Below are 18,394 nucleotides of genomic sequence, written 5' to 3'. Positions count from 1 at the left end.
CCGTCGGCGCGGCGTCACGCGTGCCGGAGCCGTCCCCGGGGCGGACCCCACTCGACCTGGAGGGGCAACCGCGCCGCGACTATCCTTGCCGGGTGTCTCTCGGAACGGGTTTTAAAAGCTACAAAGTCATCACCTATGGCTGCCAGATGAACGTGCACGACTCCGAACGCATCGGCGGTCTGCTGGAGGACGCCGGATACGTTCCGGTCGACGCCGAGGCGAACCCGGACGTCGTCGTGTTCAACACCTGCGCCGTCCGTGAGAACGCCGACAACCGGCTCTACGGCAACCTCGGCCACCTGCGCCCCGTCAAGGACGCGCACCCCGGGATGCAGATCGCCGTCGGCGGCTGCCTCGCCCAGAAGGACCGCGGCGAGATCGTCAAACGTGCGCCGTGGGTCGACGTCGTCTTCGGCACCCACAACATCGGTTCGCTTCCCGCGCTCCTCGACCGCGCCCAGCACAACGCCGCCGCCGAGGTCGAGATCCTCGAAGCGCTCGACGTGTTCCCGTCGACGCTGCCGACCAAACGCGACTCGACATACTCCGGCTGGGTGTCCATCTCGGTGGGGTGCAACAACACGTGCACCTTCTGCATCGTGCCGAGCCTGCGCGGCAAGGAGAAGGACCGTCGGCCCGGCGAGATCCTCGCCGAGATCGAGGCGCTCGTCGCCGAGGGCGTCCTCGAGGTGACCCTGCTCGGGCAGAACGTCAACTCCTACGGCGTCGAGTTCGGTGACCGGCTGGCGTTCGGAAAACTCCTGCGCGCGTGCGGCGCCATCGAGGGCTTGGAGCGGGTCCGGTTCACCAGCCCGCACCCGAAGGACTTCACCGACGACGTGATCGCGGCGATGGCCGAGACCCCCAACGTCTGCCACCAGCTCCACATGCCGCTTCAGTCGGGTTCGGACAAGATCCTCAAGGCGATGCGCCGCTCGTACCGCTCCGGTCGCTACCTCGAGATTCTCGACCGGGTGCGTCAGGCGATGCCGAACGCGGCGATCTCGACCGACATCATCGTCGGCTTCCCCGGTGAGACCGAGGAGGACTTCCAGGCGACCCTCGACGTCGTGCGTCAGGCGCGCTTCGCCCAGGCGTTCACGTTCCAGTACTCGATCCGGCCCGGCACGCCCGCCGCGACGATGGACGACCAGGTGCCGAAGGCCGTCGTCCAGGAACGCTACGAACGCCTTGTCGCCCTTCAGGACTCGATCTCGTGGGACGAGAACAAGAAGCAGGTCGGGTCGACGGTCGAGCTGCTCGTCGCGGTCGGTGAGGGCCGCAAGGACGCCGCTACCGGCCGGATGAGCGGACGCGCCCGCGACGGTCGACTCGTCCACTTCGACGCGACCGGGTGGGACGTGCGTCCCGGCGACATCGTGACGACCGTGATCACCTCCGCCGCCCCGCACCACCTGATGGCCGACGACCTGCTCACGGACCACCGGCACACCCGCGCCGGTGACGCGTGGGAGGCGGGCCGCGCGCCGAAGCTGCCCGGGGTCACCCTCGGCATGCCGACGATCGGGCGACCGGTCGAGGTCGCGGCGTCCAACGACGAGGGCGGCTGCTGCGGCGGGCACTGAAGCCGTCCGTGGCGGACGGCGGTCCCTCGGATCGCCATCGCCCCAAGGTGTCTCGTCGTTCCCGGTCGGCTCGGTGCCGACCGGGACGACGACATCCAGTCCACACAGGACGACCGTGTTCGTCGACGTGCCTTCGAGGTCGCCCGTCACGACCATCGGCTCGACGACGGTCGCCACCGCTCTCGGAGGAACTCAGCGCGTCCGACGCGCCACGCCGCTCGTGATCCCGGACGGCGGCCCCGCGCGAGCGGCCACCGCGACGGACGCTAAGTCGGTGTTGTGCAGGTGGGGAATCAGACCCCGCAACTGCGCCAACAGCACCGTCCGGTCGTCCTCGATGCTCGGCGACTCCGCCATGATCCGGTCGAGCAGTTGGCCGGGCGGCATCCGTGTGTGCATCCGACGTGCCAAGCGACTGATCGCCGCGTCGAAGCCGTTCTGCCGCGACTCGACGACGCCGTCGCTGTAGAGCAACAACCGAGTTCCCGGAGGGGTCTCCAACGCCGTCGCCTGGTAGGTCGCGTCCTCGATCGCCCCGAGCAACGGACCGCCCGCGATCTCCGTCGCCGTCGCCGTCTCCCCGGGCAGGGCGATGATCGGCGGCGGGTGACCCGCGCTCGCCATCACGCACCAGTGCTGGACCGGGTCGTACAGGACGTACACGCACGTTGCGGTGACCTCGTCGGTCAGACCCAACGCGAGTTCGTTGAGCCGGGTCAACAGTGCCGCCGGTTCCAGGCCGATCGACGCGAGACTGCGCACGGCCGTGCGATAGTGCCCCATCGCCGCGGCCGCGCTGATGCTGTGCCCGGCGACGTCGCCGACGATGAACGCGATCCGCCGCCCCGGCTGAACGATCACGTCGAACCAGTCGCCGCCGGCCCGCAGGTCCGTCCGGTTCGGTTGGTAGCGATAGATCACGTCTACTTCCGGGACGTTCGGAAGCTTGCGCGGCAACAGGCTCAGCTGCAAGGTCAACGCCGTCTGGCGCTCCATCGCGTACAGCCGGGAGTTGTCGATGCTCAGCGCCGTCCGGTCCGCGATGTCCTTCAGCAGCAACAGATCCTCGTCGTCGAACGGTTCACGGCCTTCGAACCGGGCACATGTCAGGGCCCCCAGGGTCATGTTCCGCGCCCGCAACGGCGCGATGAGCATCGACGCGTTGTGCAGCGCCCCCATCGCCGAGGCCCGCTCCGGGTTGCGCAACAACGCCGACGGCAACTGCGCCGCCGGGGGGACCTGGAACAGTCGAGGCTGGTTCGCGGCGAGGACGGCCGCGAAGGCGCTCGTGTGCGAGACGGGGCGCGGATTCGTCGTCCCGAGCAGCGTCTCGATGTCCTGGGACGTCTGTCGCGCCGAGGCGCCGACACGGGAGATGAGGGTGTCGTCCTCGATGAAGTCGGGGGGTGCCTCACCGGCGAGGATGTCGTGCACCAGGTCGACCGAGGCCAGGTCGGCGAACTCGTTCGTCAAGGTCTCCGCGAGGTTCTGCGCGGCGGTCCTGAAGTCCAGCGTCGTGTCCTGCCGGGCGCCGATGCGGTTCAACAGCGCGAGCCTGGACCTGCTCCGGGCGGCGTCCAAGGTCGCCTGGTCCGACCTCGTGATGTCGCTGATGACGCCGCACAGGCCGATCGGGGTGGCCGGGGGTTCGGTCAACCGGTACCAGGACACCGACCACACCTGCTCGGCTCCCGGTTCCGCCGTGGGGCGGCCGGGGATGTGCAGGTTCGTCACCGGTTTGCCGGTCTTCAACACGGCGCGCAGCAGCGACAGGTAGACGTCCATGTCGGTCGAGTCGTGCACCTCGCGCAGGTTTCGACCGATGTGGTCCTCGGCGTCGCGGTGATGGTAGGCGGCGAGCGTGTCGTTCACCGCGATGAACCGCAGCTGCGGATCCAGGATCGCGAAGCCCATCGTCGACTGTTGGAAGAACGCGTTCAGGATCGCCAGGCCCGCGTCCCCGGTCGCTTGTGCCGCCGCGTCGATGCCCTGGAGCAGCAGCGCGGGCGGCCCGACCGGCTGGGGCACCGGGTGCCGGTACAGGATGACCGTTCGACTGCCGCCGTCCGCGCGCCGGATCTGTTGGATCTCGGGCGCCCCGCTGCGCGGTGACCGCAGGAAGCGTTCGGTGTCGAAGGCCGCGGACGTGCTGGTCAGGACCCGCAGATCACGGCCGATGACCTCGCTGCGTTTGAACCCGGTGAGCTCCTCGGCCTGCGGACTGAAGTAACTGATCCGGCCTTGGGCGTCGACGATGACCGTGGCGATCCTCAGATCGCCGGTGAAGTCGGGACGCCCACCCGCCATCGCGGCCGTCTTGGCCGTGACGGTCGAGCCGTGCGGTTTCGGCGTCCCCCCCATTCCGCCAATGATAGGGCGTCATCACCAAGAGTCACACGGTGAACGCTGTCTTCGCGCAGGTCGTGACGCTTTACGCCAGCAAACGGGCTCGCAACGCGTCGACATCGGTGAATCCGATCGCCCGCGCGTAGCCCTCGAACGAACCGAAACTCGCGTCCAGGTTGTCCAACAACCCGCTCATCGCCTCGGCCTCCGGCCTCAGGCCCCACCGCGCCAGGCCGCGGTCGTTCGCCTCGCACCAGGCCCGGAATCGAGTCATGCCGTACAGGGTCAACGCGAAGTCCGTGGTGATGTCGTCGCGGTCCACCCCCAACAGGCCGAGGGCCACCGCCGCGACGATCCCGGTGCGGTCCTTGCCCGCCATGCAATGGAACGCCAGTGGCGTCTCCTCGCACATCAACTCGAGGACCTGCCGGACCTCGTCGGCGCCGGTCTCGAGCATGGCCGTGTACCGCTGGGTGAGGAACCCGGCGGCCGACTCGTGCTCCTCGAACCACTGGTCGAAGCGTTCCCACGGTAGATGCCGCAACGGCACGTGAGCGACCCGGACTCCCCGATCGGACGGGAAGGAACCCGTCTCCTTGATCTCCTCCGCCGACCGCAGATCGACGACGGTGCGCAGCGCGACCGTGTCGACCAGGTGGTCGATGTCGGCGGGGCAGGCGTTGCCGAACTGGTCGGAGCGGAACACCAGGCCACGGCGCACGGTCCGACCGCTCGTCGTGGTGAGGCCGCCGAGATCACGGAAGTTGAATACCTGCTCCAACGCGACGAACCGGTCCGACGGGGGAGCCGGTTCGAGCGGGACGCTGTCGAGGGTCATCGGTGCTCCTTCACGAGCCGTTGCGGGCGAAACGAAGCGACGACGCGGCCACCCTTTCGGTGGCCGCGTCGTCGAGGATCACTTTCGGTGTTACTGGGCCTTCTCGGCGAGCTGGAGGAACTGGCGCTTTCCGTTCAGCGCCTCCTCAGCCTTCTTGATGCGCCGGGCGTCGCCGTCGTTCTTGGCGCGCTCCAGTTGCTTCTCGGCCTTGGCGACCTGCTCGCGCATCTGCGCCAGCAGGGGGTTCTCCGCGACCGGGGTCCGACGCCACGCAACGTCGAGCGCCGCGCGGATCTTGTCGTCGACGGCGCGCAGCCGACGAGACAGACCCGACATGGCGTCGCGCGGGACGTGACCGATGTCCTCCCACTGCGCCTGGATCTCGCGGAACGCGTTCTGCGCGGCCTGAGGGTCGGCGTCGACGTCGATGGCCTCGGCCGTCGTGAGCAGGTCCCGCTTCTTGGCGAGGTTGTCCTTCTGCTCGGCGTCGCGAGCCGAGAACACCTCGCTGCGGCGGGTGAAGAACGCGTCCTGAGCGGCGCGGAATCGCTTCCACAGCTTCTGTTCAGCGTCCGGAGCGACACGGCCCGCGGCCTTCCACTCCGTCATGAGGCCCTTGAGCGCGGACGCGGTGTCCGCCCAGTCCTCGGACCGCGAGAGCTTCTCGGCTTCGGCGATCAGCTCCTCCTTGCGGACGGCGATCGTCTTGCGCTCGGAGTCGAGCGTCGCGAAGTGTGCGCCACGACGCCGGGTGAACGCGTCACGCGCGGCGGCGAATCGACGCCACAGGGCCTGGTCGCTCTTGCGGTCCGCGCCGTGAATGGTCTTCCACTCATCGGCGATGGCCTTCAAGCGGTCTCCAGTGGACTTCCACTGCTGGGAGGACTCGGCGAGGTCCTCGGCCTCCTTGGCCAGGGTCTCCTTGCGGGCGACCGCGTCGGCGCGGGCGGCGACCTTCGCCTCCTTGGCTTCCGAGGCCTTCGACTCCGCCCGGCCGGCCAGTTCGTCGAGTCGTGCCGCGAGCGCGTCAAGGTCGCCGATGGCGTGGGCGTCGTCGAGGGAGGCCCGCAGCTTCTTGATGGCGGCGGAGGTCTGTGTCGGGTCGGCGTTGCCGGTGTTGAGGCGGGCGGCCAACAGGTCGGCCTCGGTCACGATGTCGGCGTAACGGCGCGCGTAGTGGGCGAGCCCTTCCTCAGGCGAGCCGGCCTGCCAGGAACCTATGGCGCGTTCACCCGCACCTGTCTTGACGTAGACGGTACCGTCGGAGTCAATTCGGCCGAACCGCGTCGCGTCTTGGTTCTCACCGCTCATGGCGTTCACTTTTCCTTAGCCGGATCTGTCGTTGGAGCCGGGCCGCGGCCCGACCAGGTGCGTGTCCTGAAATTCCTCTTCAGGTACTTTACGGTCAATCGCGGGTGCCCGCCAACTCCATGTCCGGCTGGTTTTGCCGTTGTGCCTGGCAGGGCGGGCACGAGGTGCCCGGCCGCGATGAAACCGTGACCATTTGGCAATGTCGCGTGGTGGTGTCGTCGCCGATACCGGGCAAAGCGGTGAGCGGCGAACCGACGTGTGTGGGAGGGATGAACGGGAATGAACGGTCACGGCGACGCGGCCAGCCTACCGGGGCCGCTGGTGGTGATCGCGGGACCCACCGCGACCGGGAAGACCTCTCTGTCGCTTGACGTGGCGGAGGCTCTCGGTGGGGAGATCGTCAACACGGACTCGATGCAGCTGTACCGCGGCATGGACATCGGGACGGCGAAGGTGCCTGTCGATCAGCGGCGCGGCATTCCCCATCACCTCCTCGACATCTGGGACGTGCGGAGCACCGCGAACGTCGCCGCCTATCAGGCGCTGGCGCGGAGTCGCGTCGACGAGCTGTTGGCACGGGGCCGGACGCCGGTGCTCGTCGGTGGTTCGGGGCTCTATATCCAGGCGGTCGTGGAGGACCTGGAGTTTCCCGGGACGGATCCGGACCTGCGCGCCGAGTTGGAGGCGGAGTTGGAGCGGATCGGTCCGGCGGCGCTGCACGAACGGCTCGCGTCGGTCGACGCGGACGCGGCCGCGGTGATCCTCCCGTCGAACGGACGCCGGATCGTGCGCGCCTTGGAGGTCGTGTCGTTGACGGGGTCGTTCGCGGCACGATTGCCGGACCCGAAGCCCCTATACCGGGCTGTCAGCGTGGCGGTCGATCGGGACACGACCGAGCTGGACGAACGGATCGAACGGCGGGTCGATCTGATGTGGACCGATGGGCTGGTCGACGAGGTCGAGTCCCTGCTGAAGCAGGGGCTCGCCGACGGGGTGACCGCTTCGCGGGCCATCGGGTATCGGCAGGTGATCGGCCAACTCGCGGGCGACATCGACGAGGTCGAGGCGAAGCGGCAGACGGTCGTGGGCACTCGCCGGTTCGTGCGTCGTCAACGGTCGTGGTTCCGTCGCCACGAACGGTACAGCTGGTTCGACGGGGCCGACCCCGACATTGCCCACAAGGTACTGTCCATGGTGTCCGACGATGCGTGATTCGTTCCCGTCGGCGGTTCGCCCGGGGTGCCGTGCCCCAGGCGTCGTGGGCCGCTCAGTCGTCCAGGCCGAGGAGCGCGCGGGACTCCTGGTAGATCCGCACGATCTCCGGCCGGACCTCCTTGCGCTCCGACAGCGGCTCGGCCCACGCGATGCGGCATGGGAGCTCCGTGTCGTCGACGGTGACGACGAAATCGCCGCCGGTCGCGTCGAAACCGTCCATGCGGGCGGCGGTCGCGGTGGGGTGGCCGCCGGTGCCCCGGCACATGACCAGGGTGTCGGCGCCGTGGTCGTGGTTCATGTGCCGAGTGATCGCGGCGATGACGTCGGGTTCGAACGGGTTCGTCACACCGACCTCCGCATGCCGCGCGCGAGCTCGGTCAGGAAGCCCTCGTTGTAGTCGTAGGCGTCCAGGACCTCGGCGATGATGCGCTGTCGTTCCTCGTCGTCCCACGGCGCGTTGTCGAGCAGGGCGCGGTAGTCCGACTTGAAGGCCGTCAGGTCCGCGATCCGGTCGAAGACGTAGAAGCCGACGCCGGGGCCGTCGGCGAAGCCGTACAGGTCGTTGGCGGCCTGACGGAATGCCTGGCCACCCGACATGTCCCCGAGATAGCGCGTGTACTGGTGCGCGACGAAGCCGCCCGGCCAGTCGAAGCAGACCTCACGAAGTCGGTCCAGGTAGCGGGTCGTCGAGGCCAGCGGGCTGATGGTCTCGCGCCAGTCCGCGCCGACGAGCGTCGCCAGGTCCGTTTCGAGCGCCGTGCGGCGGGTCATGTCGTCGAGAACGAACGGACCCGCGACGGCGTGGCCGTGCCAGTGTTCGGCGGCGGACTCGATGACGTCGTAGACGAAGTACTGCTGCGCCGTCCACGCGGTGAAGTCGTCCAGGTGCAGTTCACCGTCGAAGAGGGAACCGAGGATTCCCTTCTCCGGGGTCTCCTCGGCGGGGGTGTCCTCAGTCGAGGCGATGCCCTCGTGTCTGGCCCACGTGGCCTCACGCAACATCACCGAGAACGGTTTCGCGGGGGCTTCCAATGTCATCTCAATCTTTCCTTCAACAAGGTCCATGACGGGGTGTGGTTAGGCTAACCTAACGATTACGCTCGTGGTATCGCCTGATCAGACGATCCGGACGGTTCGCGGTCGGGCAGTATCAGCAGGTCTCCGGTGCGAGGATGGGCGATCACCTCGATCCGCTGTCGGTACACATCGGACAACAGCCTCGCCTGGAAGACCTCGGAAGGCTTGCCGCAGGCCATGAGTCGGCCGTCCGCCACAAGCGCGACCCGATCGCAGTAGGCCGCGGCCAAGGTCAAGTCGTGCAGGACGATGACGACTCCGCAGCCGTCGGCCGCTCGCTCCCGGCACAGCCGCAGCGTCATCTCCTGATGCCGCAGATCGAACGCGGCGGTCGGTTCGTCCAACAGCATCAACGCGGTCCGCTGCGCGAGCACTCGAGCCAACGCCACGCGAGCCCGCTCGCCACCCGACAGGTCCGAGAACGGCCGGTCGACGTAGTCGCCGAGTTCACAGTCGAGAATCGCGCGCGCGATCGCCTCGTCGTCGTCGACCCTCGCGGGCGTGCGCGCCCACGGGGCGCGGCCCATCTCGACGACTTCGGCGACCGTGAACGGAAACGCGAGGGTGTTCGCCTGCGGTAGAACGGATCGCCGCAGCGCGAGCGCCGCAGCCGTCCATGCCGTGGCGGGTCGTTGATCGATGTAGATGGTGCCCTCGTCGCACGGGAGGTCGGCCGCGATAGCGGACAGCAGTGTGGACTTACCGGCGCCGTTCGGTCCGACGAGGGCGAGCACCTCGCCCGCGCGGACGTCGAGGTCGACGCCGGTGAGGACGCGGTGTCCGCCGAGACTGACGCCGACCCCCTCGACGGAGGCCAGCGAGTCGCCGTCCAGCGGTGGCACCGGAATCGCCGGTGCGGTGTCCATACGGGACCACATCACGCCCAACCTCCTTGTTTGCGTCGGGTCTTGCGCAGGAGCCAGAAGAAGAATGGGCTGCCGATCAGCGCGGTCAGCACCCCGAGCGGCAGTTCGGCGGGGGCGGCGACGGTGCGGGCGACGAGATCGCCCGCCGTCAGGACGAGCGCGCCGCCGAGCGCGCTGGCGGGGATCAGGAAACGGTGCCCCGGTCCGGCCGCCATGCGAAGCAGGTGCGGCACGACGAGGCCGATGAATCCGATGACGCCCGACACCGCGACCGCCGCCGCCGTCAGCAACGCGACGACGATGATGAGGATCACTCGCAGTCGTTCGACGTCGACGCCGAGGTGGCGCGCGGGTCGTTCGCCGAGCGACAGCAGGTCGAGCCGTCGCGCGTACAGCGGTGCGATCAGGAGTCCGGCGATCGCGCACGGCGCGACCGCGAGGACCTTCCACCAGGTCGCCTGAGCCATCGAGCCCATCTGCCAGAACGTGATGGTGGACAGTTGCGCGTTGTCGGCGACGAAGATGAACAGTCCGATGAGGGCGCCGGCGAAGGCGTTGAGGGCGACGCCGGTGAGGATCAGCGTGATGACCTCGGTCCGTCCTCTTGAGCGGGAAAGGATGTAGACGACGAACACGGTGATGAGGCCCGTGATGAACGCGAAGACGGTGACCGTCCACGTCCCGAGGAAGGTGAGCCCCAGCGAGATCGCCGCGACGGCACCGACCGCCGCGCCGGAGGAGATCCCGATGACGCCCGGTTCGGCGAGCGGATTGCCGAAGACGCCCTGCATGATGGCGCCCGCGCAACCGAGGGAGGCTCCGACGAGGATCGCGAGCGCGATCCGGGGGAATCGGATGTCCCACAGGACGCTCTCGGAGACGGTGTCGAGGGCGGCTCCGCCGAGGCCGAGTCGGTTCGCCACCGACGCGAGGATGTCGGTGAGATCGATGTGGTAGGCGCCGATGCCCGCCGCGAGTCCACACACGACGACGAGGCCGCCGAGCATGCCGACGGTCAGCGCGAACACCCGAGGCAGCCGTGATCTGGGCAGCCGTGGAGTGGAGGGTTCGGTGAGCTTGGCGAGCCGGGACCGTTCGTCTACCGCCATCGTCAGAACCCGTCCGTGTGGATCTGCTCGGCGAGCGACCGCAGTACCTGATCGGTGCGGGGGCCGTAGTTGAGGAGCACTCCGTCGTCGATGACGGCGACGCGTTCGTTCATGCCGGCCGGGGTCTGGGCGATGCCGGGGATCTCGACGAGCCCCTCGACTCCGCCGACCGATTCGAGTCCCTTCGTCATGAGCAGGATGACGTCGGGGGCGGCGGTCGCCATGGCCTCGGACGTGATCGGCACGAAGTCTCCGTCGATACCGGACTCGGCGCCCGCGTCGATCGCGCCCACCGCCTCGATGAGGGGCGTCGCCCCCGAATCGGTGCCGCCGATCATGTACACCGACGCCGACCCGCGCAGGTAGAGGAACGCGACACGCGGTGTCTCGGCCCGCTCCGGGATGTCGGCGATGGCGGCGGCCATGCGTTCGTTGATCCGTTCGCGCAGTAGCTCTCCCACGTCGTCGATGCCGAGGGCTCGGGCCACGTCGGCGACCCGCCGATCGATGTCGTCCAAATCGGACGCCGGGCGGAAGACGATGACGGGGACGCCGGCGGCCGCGATCTGTTCCATCGCCTCGGCGGGGCCGGTGGACGAGTCCGCCATGACCAGTGTGGGCCGCAGCGACAGGACGCTCTCTGCCGATACGTCGTGCCCGCGCGTGACGACGGGAAGGTCGTTCGCCTGCTCGAAGGTGGCGGTGATGTCGCGGGCGACGACCTTGTCGCCGAGTCCGAGTGTGAAAACAATCTCGGACAGCGAGCCCGACAGCGGCACGAGCCGGTCGACGCTGTCGACCGTGACCTGTTGTCCGTCAAGGGATTCCACTGTCACCGGAAGCCTGGGCTCCGGAATGACCTGGAGTGGTTCGACCCTGTCGGCGGTGGCCTCCGAGGTCGGATCGGCGGCGGGTGCTTCCGTCTTGGCGCACCCGGCGGTGGTCAGCAACGCCGCGACGACGCATCCGGTGACGAGTCGTCGCGATTTCCGGGATCGATTGCCGCGCAAGAGGGGGAGTCGCATCGGGTCCTCGTTCGTGTCGGGGGTGGTCAGTGGGGGTGGTGCCGGTACCCCACGAGCAATACCGCTTAGGTTAGCCTTGCCTAAATTTCGCTCCCCGGAGGTGCCCCTTGTCTGCCTCACGACGAACCCGCGCGTCACTGGCGCTGATCGTCGCCTTCACCTGCGCGTTCATGACAGCGCTCACCGCGACCCCCGCTCACGCCGCCGACACCGTCTCCGGTGGACGCCTCGACTGGGGGATCAAGAAGTCGTTCCAGAACTACGTGACCGGCCCGATCGCCAAGGGCGCCTGGAGTCTCGTCGACGGCGCCGGAACCACAGGTGACAGTCAGTTCCGCTTCCACTCGGCGACCGGTGACTACGACGGGGGCAGCGGGGCGTTCACGGCCCGCTACTCCGGCGGCGTCCGATTCCAGGGGCACCCGACCGACGACGGTGGGTTCGAGATGGACCTGACCATCACCAATCCGACCGTGGAACTCGCCGGTGGCAACGGAACGCTCTACGTCGACATCATCACCCGCCATGGCGGCGAGACCAGCACGAACAGCCGCGTTCCGTTCGGCACGCTTGGAGTGTCCGGTCTGGACACTCGGGACGCCGGAACGTCGTTGGCGCTGTTCGATGTCCCCGTCACCCTCACGGCCGAGGGCGCCACCGCGTTCGAGGGCTACTACAGCGCCGGCACCGCGCTCGACCCGATGAACTTCTCCGGCGACATCACGGCCGCACCGGCCGACGACGATGACGCGAAGGACGACGACGAGGACAAGGACGACGGCGAGTTCTCCGGGGCGGCCGTCGACTGGGGAGTGAAACGCACCTGGCGCGAGTTCGTGGCGGGCGACATCGCCAAGGGCGGTTGGGAACTCGCCGACGGCGCCCAGGACGGTGGCGCGCTGTTCCGTTTCCCCGATGGCGACGGCGAGTACGACGAGAAGAAGTCGACCCTCACCGCGGAGTTCGAGGGCAGTCTCAGCTTCACCGGAGACGGCGTCGACGTCACGTTCTCCGACGTGGCCATGAAGATCACAAAGGACGAAGGCATCCTGACCGCCACCGTCACCGCCGACGGGGACACCACGAAGGACGCCGAGATCGTCACCTTCGACGCGTCCGACCTGGCCGCCGCGGACGGGCTGATCCTGATCGACCAGGTCCCGACCGTCCTCACCGAAGACGGTGCGACCGCGCTCGCCGGGCTCTACCAGCCGGGCACCGCGATGGACCCGATCACCGTCGCCGTCCCGCTCGACGCGGACGCGGCCATCCCTCCGTTGCCCGACCTCGGCAGCGATCCCGAACCGACTCCCAGTGCCGAAGACGCCGCCACTGAGACCCCGGCCCCCGGCACCCCATGGGCCACCGTCATCGCGATCGCCGCGGGCGTCGCGGTGCTCGCGCTCGCCCTCGGCCTGATCTGGCGTCAGCGCCGCAAGTCATCCGCCCCGGACACCGGCGACGCGCGAGCCGATACCGGAACGCACACCGACACCGACGTCGCTCCCGCCCCTGACGGCGATGCGAAGCCCGACACCAGCACCGCGACCCCGGACGAAAGCCGTCCCGCAGACCGGCAGTGAACCCGACACCCCACGCGTCCAACAACGCGTATGTACAAAGGAGACACACCATTATGTCCACCCACACCCCGATTCGGCGGTGGCTCGGCCGGATCTCGGCCGTCGCCGCGGCGGCGCTGCTGGGCCTCGGCGCCATGCCGGGTCTCGCCTCCGCCGACGACGCCGCCGTCTCCGACGGCACCCTCAACTGGGGTGTCAAGGAATCCTTCCGCAACTACGTAACTGGACCGATCGGCGGCGGCGACATCACCGTCCTCGATGGAGCTGTCGAGAACGCCGATGGCACCTTCGGATTCGGCTCCGGAACCGGCACCCTCTCCGGCGACGACGTCTCCGTGTCATTCACCGGCGCGGTTCGCTTCGAGGCCCACCACGGCGCGCTCGACCTGACGATCGCCAACCTCGCGGTCGACACCGCGAGCGGCGAACTCACCGCCGACGTCACGTCGAAGGACATGAGCTCCGGTGAATTCGTCGAGTACCCCGGCGTCACTCTCGCGGACCTGGACGACGCGGGAGCCGAACGCTCCACCGACGGCGACGTCACCACCATCGCCGGGATCGCCGCGACGCTCACGGCGAACGGTTCGGGCGCGTTCGGCGGTTTCTACGGCGAGGGCACCGCGCTCGACACCGCCACCGTCATCGTCACCACCGGCGACGACGGCACCCCGACCCCGGCAGACGGCGAAGTCTCCGACGGCTCCCTCGACTGGGGTGTCAAGGAATCCTTCCGCAACTACATCGTCGGGCCGATCGCCGACGGCGACATCGAGGTCTCCGACGGCGCGACCGAGACCGACGCCGGGTTCCGCTTCATGAACGCCTCCGGTGACTTCGCCGCTGACGCGGTGGACGTCGTCTTCGACGGCGCCGTCCGCTTCTACGGCCACAGCCACGGCGACGGCACCTACGAACTCGACCTGACGCTGTCGGACCTGCGGCTCGTCGGAGACGGCGCCGACGCCCTCCTGTACTCGGGCGACGTCGCGATCGCGAACGTGGACCTCGGCGACGGTTTCACCACTTCGGACGGCGTGGCCAGCCTCGTCGACGCGCCCGTCACCCTGACCGCCGAGGGCGGCGACTACTTCGGCGGCTTCTACGGAGAGGGCACCGAGCTCGACCCGTTGACGGTTCACCTGGCGCTCACCGACGACGCCACCATCCCCGGTGGCAACCCCGGCGTTCCGGCCGGCCCGGGCGGCCCGACTCTCGCGAAGACCGGCGCCTCCCTGACGGCGATCCTGGCCGGTGGCGCCGGTCTGCTCGTCGTCGGTGGCGGAGCCCTGTGGCTGACCCGTCGCCGCGCCCTGGGCGCCGCGGCCTAAGCCCGCACTACCGCCGAGCGATCCGTCGACGCATCGCCCGGCGAGACGGTCGGGGTTCCCGGTAGGCGGGAACCCCGACCGTCCTCGTTCATCCGGCATACGAAGAAGCACTCGAAGTCCTCACTTCGTGTCTTACAGTGACCTTGTTCGTGGATGGACCGAGGGGGAACGAGTGTCGGGTATGAATGGTCGATTGTCCGCTCGGTCGTCGGGAAGGTCGCGGGTCGGCGTGATCGGTCTTTCCGTGCTCTTGCTCGGCGTGATCGGCGCCGCGTTCGCCCCCGCCGCCGGCGGCGGCAGGCTGGGTGTCGCCATCGTCTCTGACTCCAGTGTGGACGAATCCGCGACGCCGTGTGACGTGGCGGGCTCACCTCGCATCGGCGCGGGAATCGGCCTCGCCGGCCTTGATCGCACGCTGACGAGACCGCTCCCCGGCGACCGGGCGGCGCTCGCCGGTGCCCCCGCTCTCGGTGAGGTTCCCGCGCCGCGTGGAGCCATCCCCGACGGCGAGTCCTTCGCCGCCGTCCCGAATCTCGGCGTCATCGCGGCGCTCGGGGCCGTCTTTCTCGCCCTCGGCTCGGTGCTGCTGTTGGCGTCGATGAAGCGACATTCCTGACCCGTCCGGCGTCCGTCAACCATCCATGATGGGTAGACGTGGTTCCAGCAGTGGGGCGATCGCCCTCATGTAGACGGTCGTGATGTGGTTGGAGTCCCTCAGGATCAACGTGTTGCCGATGACGGCCGGGCAGATCCCCTCGGCGCAGAACAACGGCAGCGGGTCGATGACGTCGATGTCGTTCGCGGAGGCGAGCTCGGCGATCCTTTGTGCTCGATCCGGGTCGAGTCGGGCGTCCGCCGAGGCGACGGCGCATTCCTCGACCTCGGTGGGGTGGCTCGCGACGCAGTCGGGGACCGGCCGACCGAAGTGCGGAGTGTCCATGATGTACGTGAGCTCACGGCCGGAGTCCTGAAGTCGATCGAAGGTCGTTTCCCAACCGTCGACCATCGCACCGTCCTGGTCCGGCACACGGGCGCCGGTCCCGTCGATGGGCGCGTGTCCGTTGATCGAACTCGTCACGATGAACTCGGGGTCGAGTCTCTCGATGAGCGCGAAGGACTCGGCCCGCCAACCCGAGCATTCGGTGTAGCGGCGTTTCAGATGGTCGTGGAAGATCTCGACCGTCGCCACGGGGCAACCGCTGCGGGTCAACGGAACCAGTCGCCAGCCGGTGTCCCGCGCGATCACGCTGAGGGTGGGTAGCCATTGAGCCGCGTGCGAGTCTCCGAACAGGACCATCGTGCGTTCGGCGTCAACGTCACCGTAGGAGCAGATCCCGTTTCTGGTCCGGCTGTCCGTCAGATCGAGATGGCACTCGTCATCCCGGTAGACGGCCGGGCGATCACCGCCAACGGCGTCCAGGGTCGGTGTCAGATTGGACGGGAGCATCGACTGATCGGCGGACGCGCTGATGAGCCCGGACAGCGTCGCGTTGGCGTCCGTCGCGTTCGACAGCGCGGCCGTGGTGTCGGTCGCCGGGGCGCCACGAGGCGTCGCCAGTGGCACCAGGACGACGATCGCCACCACTGCGGCGGCTGTCGTGGCTGCGGTCAGCGTCGCGCCGAGCCCGATCGCGCGCCACGGGGCGTGTTTCCACACGGGTAGCCGCCGGAGCGGGTCTTCGACGAGACGGTATGTCGCCCAAGCCAATCCGAGGGCGCCTAGCATCGCCAAACCGTTGAAGGCGATGGATCCGGTGCGGTCGAACGCGAACGGCGCGATGAGCAGGACGGGCCAGTGCCACAGATAGAAGCCGTAGGAGAGACGGCCGACGAACTGGAACGGCCGCAGCCGCAACAGAGCGAACGCGCCGTGGCGGGCGCCGGTGGTGCCGCCGGCCATGACGAGCACCGTGCCCGCGACCGGTAGGAGGGCGGCGTGACCGGGGAATGCGGTGCCGTCGTCGAAGAGGAACGCGGCGGTTCCGATGGCGGCGAGGCCGAGCCAGCTCGCCGCCGCCGCGACGGGCGGGGCGATTCGTGTGAGGCGGGGAGCGGCGAGAGCGAGCAGCGCGCCCGCCGCCAGCTCCCACGCGCGCGTGTGCGGTCCGAAGTACGACCAGGAGGCGGCGTCGGCGGAGTACGTCAGACTCAGCGCGAAGGACGCGACGAACACCCCCGATACGGCCGTTACCGCGAGCCGGGTGGAGCGGCGGGACCGAGGGCCCGCGACGCTCGCGACTCCGAGCAGCAGCAGTGGCCACAGTAGATAGAACTGCTCCTCCACCGCGAGTGACCAGAAGTGTTGCAGCGCCGACGGAGGCGAGTCGGCTCCGAAGTAGTCGGTGCCGACGATCGCGAGCCGCAGGTTCACCGCGTAGCCCGACGCGGCGACGGCGTCCCAGCCCAGACCGGCGAGGCGGGTGATCGGCAGCCACAGCCAGGCCGCGAGGAGCGTCGCGAGCAGGACGAGGGTGGACGCGGGCAGGAGTCGGGTGAAGCGCCGGGCGTAGAAGCGCCGCAGCGAGATCGTGCCGGTGTGGCGCAGTTCGCGCGCGAGGAGCGTGGTGATGAGGAAGCCGGAGATGACGAAGAAGACGTCGACGCCGACGAAACCGCCCGCCAGCGCGGGGATGCCCGCGTGGGCGGCGACGACGAGCCCGACGGCGACGGCGCGCAGTCCCTCGATGTCGGGGCGGAACCCCGAGTTCGTCGCCGGGGCGGGTCGTCGACGTGCGATCCCGTACCGCGTCTGTCTATTTTGTTCAATTGTGGTGGTCATGCGTGCCTTCGGTTGTTCCGCCAAAGCCTCGCATTATCGGGGTCTGGGGCCGTCGGCCTCGGGTTTCCCGACGGGTTCCGCGTGTCGGACGGGGCGGTGCGACGGCCTTACCCTTGGACGTGGATCCGTCCGCGTGAGTAGTGCGCGATCGCGGCGATCAACTCCGGGGTCGGTCGGTCGGCGATGAGGGTGCTCATCGTCAGTCTCGTTCCGACCATGAGCCGACTTTGCGCGTGTTCGAGGGCGGTCAGGGCGCCGCCCCGGCCCGCGTGCGAGTCGAACGGTTCGACGCACAGTGCCCGATCGCCGCCCCATCGCTTCAGCCGCATGCCGCGCACGGCCTCCCATGGCAACCACAGGGCGCGGACCGGGAACTTGCGCGAGCGCAGCCAGACGCCGTGCTCGTCACAGGCCAGGAGCGGCCCGCCGATCGTCATGAAGAGCGCCATGAATCCCCCGAAGAGGACCACCCCGAAGACGAGCGTCAAGGCGGTGGCCAGGGCGGCGTCCGGGGCGTCGAGGCGGAACCACCACGCGACGCTCATCAGCACCGACCACGCGAATCCGAAGCCGAGCCCGGCGCCGATCGCGCGCGCGGGCGAGGGGCGCACGACGTAGGCGAGGGTGTCCGGGATGCGGTCGGCCTGGTGTGCGGGAGGCACGGTGAAGGCGGTTTGATGCCACTCGGGTCGGGGGGCTTCGTGCACGGGGTGTTCGGTCATGGGGCAAGCGTAAAGAGGGAGGCCGTTCGCGGATTAGAAGTATCGAAATATATATCGAAACCGATGCATATGTGAAGGGCGGCGACTCGGCGACTAATGCGACGACGGGCCGAGGTCCGATCCATGCGCTGTCACACGTAGAGGCAGAAGGGATGACCCGCCGGATCGAGGAGGACGCGCACGTCGTCCTGGGGTTGGTCGGCGCACAGCTGGGCGCCGAGGGCGATCGCCCTGGCCGTCTCGGCTTCGAGGTCGGTGACCTGGAAGTCCAGGTGCAGCATCATCTGCTGCTCGCCGGGCCTGCCCGGCCAGGTGGGCCGCACGTAATCGGGGTTGAGCTGAATACCGAGGTAGGCGACGCCCTCGCCGAGGTCCAGCGCCGCACCGTCCTCGTCGAGTTTCCAGATCGGCCAGCCGCGCAACTCGGAGTAGAAGCGGGTCAACGTTTCGACGTCGTCGGTGTCGAGGACGACTCCCCACCAGGCGGTCCGGTCCCATCGCTCGCGGGAGACGCCCCGCCGGGCTTCCTCATCGGTCACGTCGGCAGTCTACGGTCGGACGGCTCGACGAGACGTGCCCGACGGGGCGCGGCCCCACCGTTTCGAG

General features: G+C 68.7%; 16 protein-coding genes. 5 read left to right on the top strand and 11 right to left on the bottom strand.

All coding sequences use genetic code 11. The features are described from left to right. Positions 1–92 precede the first annotated feature (92 nt). Positions 93–1,586, top strand: coding sequence for a tRNA (N6-isopentenyl adenosine(37)-C2)-methylthiotransferase MiaB (miaB, locus tag ACM9NP_RS17695; RefSeq protein WP_415647840.1), 1,494 nt, complete (start codon positions 93–95; stop codon positions 1,584–1,586). Between the two features lie 192 nt (positions 1,587–1,778). Here the strand turns inward: miaB and ACM9NP_RS17690 are convergent, their stop codons facing one another. From ACM9NP_RS17690 to ACM9NP_RS17680, 3 genes are all read right to left on the bottom strand, one after another. Next, on the bottom strand, positions 1,779–3,947 hold the full coding sequence (locus tag ACM9NP_RS17690) for a SpoIIE family protein phosphatase (RefSeq protein WP_415647828.1): 2,169 nt from the start codon (positions 3,945–3,947) through the stop codon (positions 1,779–1,781). Positions 3,948–4,017: 70 nt separating this feature from the next. Next, on the bottom strand, positions 4,018–4,770 hold the full coding sequence (locus ACM9NP_RS17685) for a tyrosine-protein phosphatase (protein WP_415647827.1): 753 nt from the start codon (positions 4,768–4,770) through the stop codon (positions 4,018–4,020). 90 nt (positions 4,771–4,860) lie between these two features. Next, positions 4,861–6,081, bottom strand: a complete 1,221-nt coding sequence (locus ACM9NP_RS17680) for a DUF349 domain-containing protein (RefSeq protein ID WP_415647826.1) — start codon at positions 6,079–6,081, stop codon at positions 4,861–4,863. Positions 6,082–6,360: 279 nt separating this feature from the next. On the opposite strand from ACM9NP_RS17680, the gene miaA reads away from it, so the two are divergent. After that, entirely contained in the window at positions 6,361–7,293 is a 933-nt protein-coding gene (miaA, locus tag ACM9NP_RS17675; RefSeq protein ID WP_415647825.1) for a tRNA (adenosine(37)-N6)-dimethylallyltransferase MiaA, read from the top strand. A gap of 55 nt (positions 7,294–7,348) precedes the next feature. Here miaA and ACM9NP_RS17670 read toward each other — a convergent pair whose 3' ends face one another. Genes ACM9NP_RS17670 through ACM9NP_RS17650 form a run of 5 tightly spaced genes read right to left on the bottom strand, consistent with a single transcriptional unit; the run spans position 7,349 to position 11,373 of the window. Then, on the bottom strand, positions 7,349–7,642 hold the full coding sequence (locus ACM9NP_RS17670; protein WP_415647824.1) for a DUF2470 domain-containing protein: 294 nt from the start codon (positions 7,640–7,642) through the stop codon (positions 7,349–7,351). Next, on the bottom strand, positions 7,639–8,334 hold the full coding sequence (locus ACM9NP_RS17665; RefSeq protein ID WP_415647823.1) for a biliverdin-producing heme oxygenase: 696 nt from the start codon (positions 8,332–8,334) through the stop codon (positions 7,639–7,641). Before ACM9NP_RS17665 ends, ACM9NP_RS17670 begins: the two co-directional genes overlap by 4 nt. Before the next feature lie 56 nt (positions 8,335–8,390). Further along, positions 8,391–9,251, bottom strand: coding sequence for a heme ABC transporter ATP-binding protein (locus ACM9NP_RS17660; RefSeq protein ID WP_415647839.1), 861 nt, complete (start codon positions 9,249–9,251; stop codon positions 8,391–8,393). Beyond that, positions 9,251–10,348 (bottom strand): FecCD family ABC transporter permease, encoded by a 1,098-nt coding sequence (locus ACM9NP_RS17655; protein ID WP_415647822.1) that lies wholly within the window; start codon positions 10,346–10,348, stop codon positions 9,251–9,253. Before ACM9NP_RS17655 ends, ACM9NP_RS17660 begins: the two co-directional genes overlap by 1 nt. Before the next feature lie 2 nt (positions 10,349–10,350). Beyond that, on the bottom strand, positions 10,351–11,373 hold the full coding sequence (locus tag ACM9NP_RS17650; RefSeq protein ID WP_415647821.1) for a heme/hemin ABC transporter substrate-binding protein: 1,023 nt from the start codon (positions 11,371–11,373) through the stop codon (positions 10,351–10,353). 107 nt (positions 11,374–11,480) lie between these two features. Between ACM9NP_RS17650 and ACM9NP_RS17645 the strand changes: the two genes are divergently transcribed. The 3 genes from ACM9NP_RS17645 to ACM9NP_RS17635 all read left to right on the top strand — a co-directional run bounded on the left by ACM9NP_RS17645 (position 11,481) and on the right by ACM9NP_RS17635 (position 14,903). Continuing rightward, on the top strand, positions 11,481–12,956 hold the full coding sequence (locus ACM9NP_RS17645) for an HtaA domain-containing protein (RefSeq protein WP_415647820.1): 1,476 nt from the start codon (positions 11,481–11,483) through the stop codon (positions 12,954–12,956). Positions 12,957–13,009: 53 nt separating this feature from the next. Next, a complete protein-coding gene (locus ACM9NP_RS17640; RefSeq protein WP_415647819.1) occupies positions 13,010–14,287 on the top strand; it encodes an HtaA domain-containing protein in 1,278 nt (425 codons plus the stop codon). A 229-nt stretch (positions 14,288–14,516) separates the two neighbouring features. Then, the gene (locus ACM9NP_RS17635; RefSeq protein WP_415647818.1) at positions 14,517–14,903 is read left to right on the top strand and encodes a hypothetical protein; all 387 of its coding nucleotides are present in this window, start codon (positions 14,517–14,519) and stop codon (positions 14,901–14,903) included. A gap of 15 nt (positions 14,904–14,918) precedes the next feature. Here ACM9NP_RS17635 and ACM9NP_RS17630 read toward each other — a convergent pair whose 3' ends face one another. The 3 genes from ACM9NP_RS17630 to ACM9NP_RS17620 all read right to left on the bottom strand — a co-directional run bounded on the left by ACM9NP_RS17630 (position 14,919) and on the right by ACM9NP_RS17620 (position 18,327). After that, positions 14,919–17,066 carry an acyltransferase family protein gene (locus ACM9NP_RS17630; protein WP_415647817.1) on the bottom strand — a complete coding sequence of 716 codons (2,148 nt, stop codon included), beginning with the start codon at positions 17,064–17,066 and terminating at the stop codon, positions 14,919–14,921. A 107-nt stretch (positions 17,067–17,173) separates the two neighbouring features. Further along, entirely contained in the window at positions 17,174–17,788 is a 615-nt protein-coding gene (locus ACM9NP_RS17625; RefSeq protein WP_415647816.1) for a hypothetical protein, read from the bottom strand. Positions 17,789–17,919: 131 nt separating this feature from the next. Continuing rightward, on the bottom strand, positions 17,920–18,327 hold the full coding sequence (locus ACM9NP_RS17620) for a VOC family protein (protein ID WP_415647815.1): 408 nt from the start codon (positions 18,325–18,327) through the stop codon (positions 17,920–17,922). Positions 18,328–18,394 lie beyond the last annotated feature (67 nt).

Origin of the sequence: Stackebrandtia soli (assembly GCF_965137155.1) — a bacterium.
GTDB lineage: Bacteria > Actinomycetota > Actinomycetes > Mycobacteriales > Micromonosporaceae > Stackebrandtia > Stackebrandtia soli.
This window is presented reverse-complemented; position numbering and strand designations above follow the sequence as displayed.

What these genes read in the sequence shown, in the direction of transcription:
- ACM9NP_RS17650 (WP_415647821.1), bottom strand. Translation starts at nt 11,373, where the DNA reads ATGCGACTCCCCCTCTTGCGCGGCAATCGATCCCGGAAATCGCGACGA.
- ACM9NP_RS17690 (WP_415647828.1), bottom strand. Translation starts at nt 3,947, where the DNA reads ATGGGGGGGACGCCGAAACCGCACGGCTCGACCGTCACGGCCAAGACG.
- ACM9NP_RS17640 (WP_415647819.1), top strand. Translation starts at nt 13,010, where the DNA reads ATGTCCACCCACACCCCGATTCGGCGGTGGCTCGGCCGGATCTCGGCC.
- ACM9NP_RS17685 (WP_415647827.1), bottom strand. Translation starts at nt 4,770, where the DNA reads ATGACCCTCGACAGCGTCCCGCTCGAACCGGCTCCCCCGTCGGACCGG.
- ACM9NP_RS17625 (WP_415647816.1), bottom strand. Translation starts at nt 17,788, where the DNA reads ATGACCGAACACCCCGTGCACGAAGCCCCCCGACCCGAGTGGCATCAA.
- ACM9NP_RS17630 (WP_415647817.1), bottom strand. Translation starts at nt 17,066, where the DNA reads ATGACCACCACAATTGAACAAAATAGACAGACGCGGTACGGGATCGCA.
- ACM9NP_RS17660 (WP_415647839.1), bottom strand. Translation starts at nt 9,251, where the DNA reads ATGTGGTCCCGTATGGACACCGCACCGGCGATTCCGGTGCCACCGCTG.
- ACM9NP_RS17665 (WP_415647823.1), bottom strand. Translation starts at nt 8,334, where the DNA reads ATGACATTGGAAGCCCCCGCGAAACCGTTCTCGGTGATGTTGCGTGAG.
- ACM9NP_RS17655 (WP_415647822.1), bottom strand. Translation starts at nt 10,348, where the DNA reads ATGGCGGTAGACGAACGGTCCCGGCTCGCCAAGCTCACCGAACCCTCC.
- ACM9NP_RS17680 (WP_415647826.1), bottom strand. Translation starts at nt 6,081, where the DNA reads ATGAGCGGTGAGAACCAAGACGCGACGCGGTTCGGCCGAATTGACTCC.
- miaA (WP_415647825.1), top strand. Translation starts at nt 6,361, where the DNA reads ATGAACGGTCACGGCGACGCGGCCAGCCTACCGGGGCCGCTGGTGGTG.